Annotated in this window: 8 protein-coding genes and 1 pseudogene; 5 read left to right on the top strand and 4 right to left on the bottom strand. The window is 40.8% G+C overall.

Features of this window, described 5'->3' with window-relative positions:
- The first annotated feature begins 245 nt into the window (after window positions 1-245).
- Together ESZ26_RS15465 and ESZ26_RS15460 are read left to right on the top strand one after the other, a co-directional pair.
- On the top strand, window positions 246-1,124 hold the full coding sequence (locus tag ESZ26_RS15465) for a tyrosine-type recombinase/integrase (RefSeq protein ID WP_146800362.1): 879 nt from the start codon (window positions 246-248) through the stop codon (window positions 1,122-1,124).
- A gap of 7 nt (window positions 1,125-1,131) precedes the next feature.
- Entirely contained in the window at window positions 1,132-2,331 is a 1,200-nt protein-coding gene (locus tag ESZ26_RS15460) for an IS91 family transposase (RefSeq protein ID WP_146800361.1), read from the top strand.
- Between the two features lie 657 nt (window positions 2,332-2,988).
- Here the strand turns inward: ESZ26_RS15460 and ESZ26_RS15455 are convergent.
- Complete coding sequence (locus tag ESZ26_RS15455) at window positions 2,989-3,123, bottom strand: YMGG-like glycine zipper-containing protein (RefSeq protein WP_146800360.1); 135 nt, start codon at window positions 3,121-3,123, stop codon at window positions 2,989-2,991.
- A gap of 252 nt (window positions 3,124-3,375) precedes the next feature.
- On the opposite strand from ESZ26_RS15455, the gene ESZ26_RS15450 reads away from it, so the two are divergent.
- Window positions 3,376-3,648 carry a type II toxin-antitoxin system Phd/YefM family antitoxin gene (locus ESZ26_RS15450; protein ID WP_146800359.1) on the top strand — a complete coding sequence of 91 codons (273 nt, stop codon included), beginning with the start codon at window positions 3,376-3,378 and terminating at the stop codon, window positions 3,646-3,648.
- Window positions 3,645-3,932, top strand: a complete 288-nt coding sequence (locus tag ESZ26_RS15445) for a type II toxin-antitoxin system RelE/ParE family toxin (RefSeq protein WP_146800358.1) — start codon at window positions 3,645-3,647, stop codon at window positions 3,930-3,932. Before ESZ26_RS15450 ends, ESZ26_RS15445 begins: the two co-directional genes overlap by 4 nt.
- 110 nt (window positions 3,933-4,042) lie before the next feature.
- On the opposite strand, the pseudogene ESZ26_RS15440 reads toward ESZ26_RS15445, so the two are convergent.
- Window positions 4,043-4,375: pseudogene (locus ESZ26_RS15440) on the bottom strand (transposase); the annotation flags it as partial.
- 98 nt (window positions 4,376-4,473) lie between these two features.
- Window positions 4,474-8,757, bottom strand: coding sequence for a PKD domain-containing protein (locus ESZ26_RS15435; protein WP_170246397.1), 4,284 nt, complete (start codon window positions 8,755-8,757; stop codon window positions 4,474-4,476).
- Window positions 8,758-9,460: 703 nt separating this feature from the next.
- Between ESZ26_RS15435 and ESZ26_RS15430 the strand changes: the two genes are divergently transcribed.
- Window positions 9,461-9,964, top strand: a complete 504-nt coding sequence (locus ESZ26_RS15430) for a MarR family winged helix-turn-helix transcriptional regulator (RefSeq protein WP_146800356.1) — start codon at window positions 9,461-9,463, stop codon at window positions 9,962-9,964.
- A gap of 32 nt (window positions 9,965-9,996) precedes the next feature.
- Here the strand turns inward: ESZ26_RS15430 and ESZ26_RS15425 are convergent, their stop codons facing one another.
- Entirely contained in the window at window positions 9,997-11,952 is a 1,956-nt protein-coding gene (locus ESZ26_RS15425) for a BCCT family transporter (protein ID WP_146800355.1), read from the bottom strand.
- Window positions 11,953-12,024: the final 72 nt, after the last annotated feature.

Raw genomic sequence — 12,024 nt, 5'->3', positions numbered from 1 at the left:
GGCACTACTGGTGTCATTTTTATAGTTTTTGACAAACAATCATCCATACATAACCTATCCTTTAAACGAATAATTGTCGAAATGGTCATAATTAAATGAGCAAAGGCTAATGTCCGGTTTCGTATCAAAGAACTAAACCGCTCCGCGGTATTGGAGATCGCTGTTAACGCTATACTCCTAATTCTTATCTATTTTCCTAAACTTAATGTTGAGGCATACCGCTTCATCATTTAGGAGAATATCTCATGAACATCAGTCCTTACTTTTCAGTAATATTGCGCCAACGTATCAACGAAGATATGACCATGCGTAAACTAGCCACTAAAACACAAATTGCGTATATCCGTGGCGTCAATAATCTCTGCGACCATTTACAGCACTCACCTGAAACCACCACCCAAGAAGAATTACGCGAATTTCAACTCTTCATGGTTAATCACGGTGTTTCAGGGATAACGGTCAATGCCACGCTATCGGCACTTAAGTTCTTATTCAGGATCACACTCGATAAACCTGAGGTCGTCGCACGGGTTTGTTCCGTGACGGTTGCGCGTAAATTGCCTGTGGTGTTGAGTTTAGAAGAGGCTAAGCGCTTTATATCTTGTGCGACGCATCCTAAATTCAAAGCCGCGTTAGCCGTCGCTTATGGCTCGGGTTTACGTGTCAGTGAAGTGGTGTCGTTAAAAGTAAGTGATATCGATAGTGACCGTATGCTCCTACATGTTGAGCAAGGTAAAGGCAGTCGTGATCGCTATGCACTGTTATCACCCGCACTGGTTGATCACCTTCGGGATTGGTGGCGTTTTGCGAACCATGAAGGGCAAATGTTTAAAGGTAGCTGGTTATTTCCAGGCTTGAACCCTATCGACCACATGACCGCTCGTCACCTGAGTCGAGTATGTAAGCAAACGGCTAATGCCGCCAGTATTGAGAAGAATGTCTCTATGCATACCTTACGTCATAGCTTTGCGACTCACTTACTTGAGGCAGGTGTCGATATTCGGGTGATTCAAGTATTGCTTGGGCATGCTCAACTGAGTACTACGGCGAGATATACGCAGGTAGCGACAGACTTACTCAGGCAGGTTATTAGCCCATTAGATGCTTTGTCGATAAAGCATTGAGCCGCTCATGCCTCGCCCAACACGGGAAGTCGCCGATGTATTTCGAGCGAATGGTCAACATTGGCGTGAGAGTCATGCAGGACATGTCAGTGTAGACCAACTTAAAGTGATGTCTGCCGTTGAACATTGCCGCAGTGAGGTGCTCGGTGGTCATGTTTTACATTGCCCTGCGTGTGAGCATATTCAAATTGCGTATAATTCGTGTCGCAATCGGCATTGCCCGAAGTGCCAAGCGAGCGCAGCGAAACGGTGGTTAGCCGCACGACAAACAGAGCTATTGCCTGTCGACTATTATCATGTGGTGTTTACATTGCCGCAGCCTATCAGTGACTTGGCCTATTACAATAAGTCGTTGATGTATGGGGCATTGCTCAAAGCAGCGGCACAAACGTTGTTAACCATTGGCGCAGATACCAAGCATTTAGGTGCTCGCTTAGGTGTGACGTTTGTCTTGCATACATGGGGCAGTGCCATGACGCATCATCCACATGTGCATGGCATTATTCCTGGCGGTGGATTATCACTCGATGGTGAACAATGGATATCATGTAAATCAGGATTTTTCTTACCTGTACGAGTGTTATCACGTTTATTTCGGCGATTATACCTTGAGACGTTACGCGAAGCCTTCGAGCATAATCAGTTGCTGTTCTTTGGTGAGTGCTTACCTCTTAAGGAAGAAAAAACCTTTTTGGTTTGGCTAAACCGTCAACGAAAAATAGACTGGGTGGTGTATGCCAAACGGCCGTTTGCAGGGCCCGAAGCGGTATTGGCCTATTTATCTCGATACACTCATCGAGTTGCTATCGCGAACTCTCGCCTAGTGAGCATGGATAATGACACGGTGAGTTTTAAGTGGAAGAATTATCGGGTTAAGGAGCAAAACCGACACCGCGTGATGACGTTGACGCAAGATGAGTTTATCCGGCGATTTTTACTGCATGTATTGCCGAGTGGTTTTCACCGTATTCGGCATTACGGTTTGACGGCTAATACGGGTCGTAAAAAGAACTTGCATAAGGCGCGAGAATTACTGCATGTCAAAGTGCCTGTGGTGGCATTGGCTGAAAAGGAAATGGATGATAAAAACGCACATGATCAAGCACCAACGTTTATTTGTCCGTGCTGTGGCGCAGGGATGGAAGTCACCGAAGTTTTACCACACTTATATTTACCGCGAGCGCCGCCTTTATTGCCGGGCGCGTGATTAGCAGGAGCATAAATTTATTGACGAGATTGATAAGGGGTAACGCTGTCCAATTTACGCAAACGTGTCGAAACTAGGCTAAAATAAAAACGTATGAGAGGTAATGAACATGTCGAAAAGTGTAGTAAAACAATCTAACGTAGCCTTCGCAAACACTCCTTCCTGTTTAGAGTAAGAGATAATTAAGCAATCCCCATAGCACTGAGTTTGGTTCCCGCGGTTTCCACATTGAAGGCCTTTTAGACATCAGCCGTCAGATGATGAGCTAGTGGGTAGACTTGTGCTGTGGCTGATATCTAAAAACCTTAACTTTGCTGACTATTTTCAGGTCGATTTTTCAGTAATAAAAAGGTTTAGCAATGTGGCCAGCCTGTGTGAAAACTATTTTAAACTAACGTAATTCGATAATATGGACGAAAAAAGGCTCTGTAGAGTAAATTCTGTAGTATGTCTGATGTAAAACCACCTGTTAATTTACGTAGCGTCTCATAAAAAATTTACGCAGGGAGTTTTCACACAGCCTTTGGCACAAGTGAACGATGACCACAAAGCGAAAAAATAAATTATTAAACTTTTATAAAACATAACGTCCAAACGCCCAACATGTCCATTTGAAGAATTGGCTAACAAATAAAGTTAACCAATTTTTCGGCTTTATTAATCATCCAAGATAAAACCAACAATCCCCCCAATGGCGGCACCAATGACTATGCCTTGTGGACCAAATCTAGCACCTATCAATGCGCCAGTCGTTGCTCCTTTCATAGCGCTATCTGAAATGTTGTTACTCATTAGATTATTTTCCTTGGATATTGGTTGTTCATACCGACAGCCGTATATTTAAGTCGTCTTTCAGTGGAGTGTATTTTAGGTAAGTAAGTCATTACACCTTAAATTTGATGGCGTAATGAGCACTCAGTTTTAATGGACCAACTGCTGTAGCTAAGCCCTGCCCATAAAAGGACGTGTTGGGCGTTTCATTTATAGATAAAAACAAACAGGTGCTGTAAACTGGTATCATTAAGTGACCATTAGGACTAGATTATGCAATCAAAATTTTCAGAAGATGTCATTCCATTATCAGATCTTAAAATCAATCCGGGTAAGGTAGTTAATCATGCTAAAGATTCACATCGACCGATATTAGTAACAAGTCGTGGCCGTGGTATCGCTGTTGTTCAAGGCTTAGATGATTATGAAAAAGCGATTGAAGAACTCGCTTTTACAAAAGCGATAGCTAAAGGCATGTTAGATATTAAAGAAGGTAATAAATCTAGTCTCAACGATGTTAAAGCAAGGCTTGGTTTATCATTGTGAATATTGAGTTTTCAGAATCAGCTATATATGATTTAGAGGACATCAGAATATATTACACAGAGCAGCAAGTACCGCTTGTTGGCGAGAGTTTTATTTCTGCAATAATAGCTCATATTGAAACATTACCTGATAACCCTAAAATAGGCAGACAGGTACCTGAGTTTGCTATGTCATCAATCAGAGAGTTAATTCATTCTCCCTTTCGTATCGTTTATGTATTAAACGATACGAATATTCAAATAATCAGGGTGTGGCGAAGCGAAAGACTAATGCAATTACCATAAAGTAATCTGGTGCTATTCTGTGAGTTTACCAAACCAATTGATTACGTTATATTCCAAGCTATAACATGAGTAACAAAGAGCCTGTAACAGATTTTGTGTAACTGCCCGTTTTAAATAAAGTCCTTTAAGCGGTCTTCGAATTCAATCATAAATCGATTCAAGGCCGTTTTCCAGTTTCTTATCGGCATCGTCCATTTCTTGGATGCCGCATCTATCGCTAGATAAACCACTTTTCTCGCTGAATCATCAGACGGAAATAGCTTACGTTTCTTAATCGCCTTTCGAATCACACTGTTCAGTGACTCTATCGCATTCGTTGTATAGATGGCCTTGCGAATATCCTGAGGGTATTTGAATAGCGTATTTAGGTTCGCCCAATGCGCTCGCCAAGAACGACTGATTTGTGGGTATTTATCATCCCAACGTAAGCAGAAATTATCGAGTTCAAGTCCCTTTAGCCATCTCATTGCTTTACCTATTCTTTATTAAAAAAAACCCAGCGAAAGCTGGGTTTTTTGATCTTGTCGAACTATCAAAATCGCTATTTTAGTATTTTGTCTTCACAAGTTTGTGGGCTAAAACCATATTTTTCGACAACTACGGCTTTAGCATTTTCACAGGCACTTTCAGTAGCTCGGGTTTCAATGACTTCTACCACAGTTGCATTTGGTATACTGCTAGTTCCAAAGCCTGTGCTTAATGACAGTTTAGAATTGTCGAAACTACTTAAACCACATACGCTAGCGGCATTACAGGAGATAAACAAAATATCATTGAATCGTGAAGAGCCGGTATCATCAACACCCGCTTCAGAACTGCTGGAATCAGTCAAAGGTGTCAGAGAACTAAACTGATAGTTTCTACGGTTTGCTCCTTCTGTTTCATTGAGGATCACATCAATCGTGTAATTCGTACTTGGGCTACCGCTATAATAATGAACATCAATATCAAATTGTCCATTGTTATAAGCAGCATTACCTTCTGCGCGATAAGAAATAACCTCAGGGCCAAAGCCACTAATATCATCTCGATCCAAATTGCCTAAGCTTGCGGTCTTATTGCGATACCAAATAGTTTCATCTAATGGATCTTTAGAGTAAATATCAATATCCGTTGCTGTGTCCCAACGAAGTACAAATACTACACGTGATGCAATTAAGGCATTCACACCTGTTGAGCCGGCAGCAACACCGTTCAAAATAATAATTTCTTCACGAGTTGTTGGTGTATTACCATTGAAGCCTTGAGCCTTAACATTATTGGCGCCCAGAGACATCACAACATCTCCAGAAAAATCCCCATTTGTACTCATGGGAACAACAGTAGTAATACCGTTTGCAGTAATGTGAACGTCATTAGTAAACTCCCTTCCCTCTGCTGGTATGCTACCTGATATAGAAACAACACGATCGTCGACAGCTTCACCCGATTGATGACTGTTAATAATGGTATCAACATTCAGTTCATCGCGAACTCGAAAGGTAACGCTAACGGTTGCATTGGCATCTTCATCAGCATTAACCAAAGTCACAAATAGCTTGGGCAAATTGCTCCCCTCTTCACCATACACAAAACTTGATTGAACAGATGTACTAAACCAGGTATGAGGTACGCCATCAATGGTATTGGTACTAACGAAACCAGAGTCGTTACTGGCGATAGACACATACACTTGTGAAGTTGATTGAACTAAGATCTCAGCAACTTTGCCAGCAGGCATAGCCCCCGTTAATGCTGGAACTTCAAATGAAATAGCACCGGCACTTTTTACCTGAGCAACATTCTGCAAAGTGTGAGTCGTTCCATTTGGTTGGGCAATCACATCGGCTAACGAAGTACTTATGCTCGGTGAAAAGCGATAGTTAGGTTTGTCAAAACTAAAACCTACATTAGTTTCATTGGCATCCAATGCTGTCATACTATTTTTAAGCTGCGTAGCAACACTGTAAAAACTTAATGCAGCAGCCAAGGTTGCATTATTGCTGGCCTCGAAGTGGTCACCAAAATTACAACCCATACCGCTCAACAACCCATTTAGGTTCTTTAATGCCAGTGGATCAGAAGTGGCGGTATGATTGAAGACTTCTTGCATAGTTTCAGTCATAGTTGGGCATTTTTCGTCTAAAAGTTTAAAAAACGAAAATCGCTGATAAGGACGGTGTCGATCTTTTCCTAAACCTGTTGTTAAGCCAATTTCAAGTATACGTTGTCCCGATCTTTCTTTCTCTTTGTAGGAATTGATATTGTCAAATATAACATCTTCAACCCAACGAGCCGTTCCTTCATATAACCAAGCTGTTCTGCCATTACTACCATTAATAACTAATGACTTGTTAGGCAGTTCTGAGTCTGGATGACCTTGTGCATGGTGATAGTATTCATGCACTGAGGTACCTTGTATCATCGTAGACGAATAAGTATTGCGATCCGTGATGTGCAGAATTTTGCTATTTTCAGCTGGATTAACATAGCCCAGATAATTCATAGTTTCAATGCGCACTGTAAACTCATCGTCAAAACTCAAGTTTTGACGAGTAAATTCTGGTCGTGCATCAACTAACCATGAAACCATCAGTTCTTTAGAGACATTGGTCCAACGCAGAGTATTGCTGCCCCAGTTCTCCACGGTAATAATTACATCAGTATCAAGAGTACTAGTACATTCAAATTCATCGATGTTTACAGTAAGAAATGTCTTTTGTGCACAGCTAATACCTGCTTCACTAACAGTTTCTACAAGTCGGTTACTTGCAACATTACTGGTAGCATTAGCCGTTAAACTTGTGCTAGTAACGGGTTGCTCTTTATAGCCAAAAAATCCTAGCGCCGGCAATTGTGAGAATTGAAACGACACAAAAGGAGACTGTTCAGTACCGGAAAACTGACGATTAAATCCGCCAACTGACCAAACTGGCTCAACAGACTCTGATACTTTTCCAAAGATATAATAACGAACATCATCTAGCTTAACACCGCTTGGCAGGTCACTTAAAGAAAAGCGAATATCAACTTCAGCGTCGATTATGTCATTGACAATCACCCCATCTGTAAGCGCAACCACGCCAAAGGGTAAATCGGCTATGTCGACTTTATCTACTTTTCTGAGTGTCAACGTCGCCATTGCATCCCCAAGCTCAACCTGCTGTAAACGAACACCATTTAGAGTAGAGTCAGCTTCGGTGATTGTTAACTGTGAGGTGGTATCATCATAGCTTGTAGATAGCGCATCGGTTTGCCCTACATTGAAAGCAATAGTTGCATTCGAAAACTTGCTGCCATCGTTAACCGTTATATCTACAGACAAGTCACCGCTAGCGAGCGTAGCAGGAGGAACCCAGCCTATTACACCGTCGTTGAAATCTATGGTCATGCCCGCTGGAGCATTACTCAAAGAGTAAGTTAATGGGTTGTTGCCGGTATATTTTGGATCAACCTGGTAAACAAAAGGTACACTTGGCAATATTGCTAATGCGTTGGTTTGTACTGTAATGACCAACTCAATTCCTTTTAGAGCAACATCTTCGGGATCCATTCCATGGTAGAGTGTATCCGTTGAAGTGGCTGCAGAGATCTCGATTAGGTAATCTTGTTCACCATTTACAACATTTGGGTTTTGCCCATAAACACTGACTAATTGAGGTGTGCTCCAATTTGTTGATGTGAACGTCAAAGCACTTTGCTCCGAAATACCCTCTAATTCATCTGAAGAGGCAACATTAATACTAACATCTGCACTTGGCTGACTACCCATTTTTACTGAAAATTGGGCAAGAGAATTAACACTTGCTGTATTGCCAATGACATTTCCAACGATAAATAAAGGGATAGGTCGGCCTAAAACGATAACTGTATCGGTGGCAGTGTCGCCGTCGTTATCGGTTACAGTAAGTAGAAACTCAAACTCAATATTTCCAGATAAGTCAGGGATAACTATACTGGTTGACATAGCTTGCAATGAAGTCAGCGATAAAAGTGGCGAACCGTTGTCTACCTGTGACCACAAATAAGAACTAATAGTACCGTCATCATCACTGCTATTGCTGCCATCAAGGTCAACACTTTGGCCAATAATACCTTGCAAATCGACACCTGCATTGGCAATAGGTGGAATGTTGGCTGGCTCTAAATGGAGAATGGTAATTTCAATACTATCGCTTGCCGTTAATCCGCCATTGTCAGTAACAGTAAGATCAAAGCTAGCAGTAGTATCCGCATCTACTTCAGGTGCAACAAAAGTTGGCGAATCAATAGATGTTGAAGATAGACTAATACTTGGCCCTGCAGTTTGTGACCAAAGATAAGTACTTATGGTTCCATCTGAATCGGTACCGGCCCCATTCAGCGTACCACTGGTATTTTCATCTATTGTAAAATCTACACCAGCGTTTGCTGTAGGTGGAATGTTGGCAGGTACTAAATTGATAATGGTAATTTCAATACTATCGGTTGCTGTTAATCCGCCATTGTCAGTAACAGTAAGATCAAAGCTAACAGTAGTATCCGCATCTACTTCAGGAGCAACAAAAGTTGGCGAATCAATAGATGTTGAAGATAGACTAATACTTGGCCCTGCAGTTTGTGACCAAAGATAAGTACTTATGGTTCCATCTGAATCGGTACCGGCCCCATTCAGCGTACCACTGGTATTTTCATCTATTGTAAGGTCTGATCCAGCGTCCGCAGTGGGAGCCTGATTAGGTGTTGGAGGTGCCGGCTGAACTGGCTCGTCGCTGCCGCCACATGCAGAAAGTATTGAGGTAAAAAAAGTTACAAGAGCAATTTTTTTGAAAACCTCTGACTTACTGACACATCGAATAGTACCCATAAATATTCCTTTTTTATTGAGTTTTAGAAAAATAGAGTCGTCAATACCATGTAAATGCTTAGTTGGCATCTACACAGAAAACACATACAAAAATTCTTATTAAAGTATTCAAGAAAGGATAGGTACGATAGGGTTTGAACAATTATGATCAATTAAATCCATTTTATACAACAATACTTCATCTTCCTTGATTAAAAAATCATAACAAAAATCTAATCTCTGAGCAAATATCTTGTCGACTAAATCGAGCACCAATTAATACACATTTACTGGTGCTTGTATTGCACCATCGCAGATGATTTTATTGTGTGAAATACCGCGACTGATTAGATTATTTTACTTGGGTTTTGGTTGTTCCTGCCGCGACAAAGGTGTAATTAATACTCTTGTCAGCGAAGATTTTTTAGATAAGTAAATTATGCTATTTTGAATATAATAGCGTAATGACACTATCAATTACCCTAAGTTTAGGTTGCTTTAGTACAGCTATTTCCCTTCAATAATTAATAAAAATATAGCTGAAAAGCACCGACGACTATAACCACCTGTGTTACAACTACCGTCGGTACAAGTCCCTTATATAAAGCTATTTTCTCTAAATTCCTCTTAAAACAAGGTAATAACAACTGTTTTACTAATTTATCTAGGTGTTGCTGATTTTTTTGATTAAACTAATAGTAATTAAAGTAAGAAGCACACTGTAATGGAAAAACATCAAGAATTATTAATTGCCTTAAGGAAAGTAATCCGGGCAATAGATTTACATTCAAAACAACTGAATAAGACCTCAGGTTTAACGACCCCACAACTACTAATTATGCTGGAAATAGATAAAACCTCTGGTATAAATTCAAGCCAAGTAGCAAAAAATGTTAATTTAAGTGCCGCTACCGTGACCAATATTTTGGATAGGCTAGAGAATAAAGACCTAGTTTCACGAGTACGTAGTACCCAAGACAAGCGTAGAGTGAGCTTATATTTAACCGAGGATGGTAAAGCACTTTTACTCAATGCTCCCCAAGCCTTGCAAGAGCATTTTATCAATAAATTTTCGAATTTAGCGCAATGGGAGCAGTCACAGTTGCTTTCATCTATGGAGCGATTGGCCGGAATGATGGATGCAAATGAAATAGATGCGGCTCCGTTATTAGCGCTTGATGCGATGAGCGCCAGCTCTAGTAATAAAACTGACACACCTAATAAGTAAAAACAGCTCGGTTTAACCCGAGCTGTAATCAATTAGCGTAGCAAATGTAAGAAATGTAAATGCTTGTGGTATTGATCAATAATATTATTGATCACTGCCGTTTTCGACCAGCCCATAATGTCATAGTCTTGCCCGCCTTCGCCCAAGTGAACTTCAGCACGATAATAACTTTGCTCATCTTCAGCTTCATTAGCTTCAATAACATAATCAGGTTGAGAGTACTTACGCGCTAGCACCCGATAAACAAATTCTTGTGCTTCACCATGGTCAACAATTAACGTTAGCCCATCATCATGTGAAATCTCAACATTGATTTGATTAGCTTGTAGCTCTTTAGCAACAGAATCAAATGCCGGGACTACCGTCTGCTTAACAAATTTACTGACATTAACTTTATTGGGGAAATCGACAACATTCTTTAAGCGCATTTGCCAACTATCACTGTTCTCATTGCCTGAGTGAGGTATCGCGGCGATTAGCTGACTATCCTGTTTAAAAGCTTCAACTCTCAACGATTTTATCAAGCCCGTAATAGCAAGCAATAATACGATAGTAAAGGGTAACGCACTGGCAATAGTCATGGTTTGGAGGGCATTAAGACCACCTGCCAATAATAATATTGCTGCAACAATGCCAATACCTACCGCCCAATAAACACGTTGCCAAAGCGGCGTATCATTTTTGCCATGCGAGCAAAGCATATCAACGACCATAGCGCCAGAATCACAAGAGGTGACAAAAAATATCACTATCATTAGGACACTAAAGAACGACAGCACCGAGGATAATGGGAAGTTTTCAAGAAAGACAAATAAGGCGACAGATGAGTCTTTACTGACCATCTCGCCTAATTCGACAATGCCTTGATTATAAACCAAATCAATCGCACTATTACCGAAAATGGTCATCCAAAATAAAGTGAATACTGTGGGTATTAACATAACGCCGATAATGAATTCTCTGATAGTACGGCCACGGGAAATCCTGGCAATAAATAAACCAACAAAAGGTGCCCACGCCAACCACCAGCCCCAATAGAATATTGTCCAACCACCGATCCAGTCAGTCTTTTTGTATGCGAATAAATTAAAGGTGTTATGGATAATATCCGCTAAATAATCACCAATATTTTGTAAATAGGCCTGTAATAAGAATACCGTTGGCCCGAGCACAAAAATCAACAATAACAAGATTACCGCTAAAACCATGTTGGTTTCAGAGAGTATTTTAATGCCCTTATCTAATCCGGTGGCAACCGATATAACCGCAAGTGACGTGATACCAAACATAATAATTATTTGATTGGTGACTGAGACCTCAATACCAAACAAATAACCAAAACCCGCATTAACTTGTGAGGCACCTAAGCCCAGCGAAGTAGCGACACCAAAGACCGTACTCACCACAGCAAAAATGTCGACTAAATGTCCTGGCCATTTATAAATTTTGTCGCCAATCAAAGGATATAGCGCAGAGCGTAGCGTTAGCGGTAAATTATGTCGGTAACTAAAGTACGCTAATACTAAAGCAACAATGGCATAAATAGCCCAGGCATGAAGTCCCCAATGAAAAAATGTCATTTTCATGGCTTCTTGCACGGCTTCAACCGTACCTGTTTCTGCTGTTGGTGGTGACAAATAGTGCATTAAGGGTTCGGCAACACCAAAAAACATTAAACCAATGCCCATTCCTGCAGCAAATAGCATCGAAAGCCAAGAGACTAAAGAGTAATCGGGTGTTGAATGATCTGGGCCTAAACGAATATCGCCATAACGAGAAACGCCTAAAAAGATAACAAAAAAGAAGATGAATGCGACGGTTAGTACGTAAAACCAACTGCCATTTTCAATGATGTTCGTTTGAATAAGTGTGAATAAACTTTGCGCCTGTTGAGGTAGCGCTGCGGTATAAAGTAACAAGGCAATAATAATAGCGGAGGCACTGCCAAATACCTTCTTGTTTAATTGACTCTTAACGGTTGTAGGCAAATTCTTCCCCTGATTTTAATTAGTATTGATATTATATCGACTTAAGCCATGCTGTAAACAATTCTGTATACA

Source organism: Colwellia hornerae (assembly GCF_007954355.1).
In the GTDB taxonomy this organism is placed as follows: domain Bacteria; phylum Pseudomonadota; class Gammaproteobacteria; order Enterobacterales; family Alteromonadaceae; genus Colwellia_A; species Colwellia_A hornerae.
The sequence above is the reverse complement of the archived record's forward strand: the minus strand, read 5'-3'. Positions and strand labels throughout refer to the sequence as shown.

Bases quoted from the DNA above. Each gene is read 5' to 3' on its own strand.
- ESZ26_RS15450 (WP_146800359.1), top strand. From the start codon at position 3,376: ATGCAATCAAAATTTTCAGAAGATGTCATTCCATTATCAGATCTTAAA.
- ESZ26_RS15430 (WP_146800356.1), top strand. From the start codon at position 9,461: ATGGAAAAACATCAAGAATTATTAATTGCCTTAAGGAAAGTAATCCGG.
- ESZ26_RS15455 (WP_146800360.1), bottom strand. From the start codon at position 3,123: ATGAGTAACAACATTTCAGATAGCGCTATGAAAGGAGCAACGACTGGC.
- ESZ26_RS15435 (WP_170246397.1), bottom strand. From the start codon at position 8,757: ATGGGTACTATTCGATGTGTCAGTAAGTCAGAGGTTTTCAAAAAAATT.
- ESZ26_RS15460 (WP_146800361.1), top strand. From the start codon at position 1,132: ATGCCTCGCCCAACACGGGAAGTCGCCGATGTATTTCGAGCGAATGGT.
- ESZ26_RS15465 (WP_146800362.1), top strand. From the start codon at position 246: ATGAACATCAGTCCTTACTTTTCAGTAATATTGCGCCAACGTATCAAC.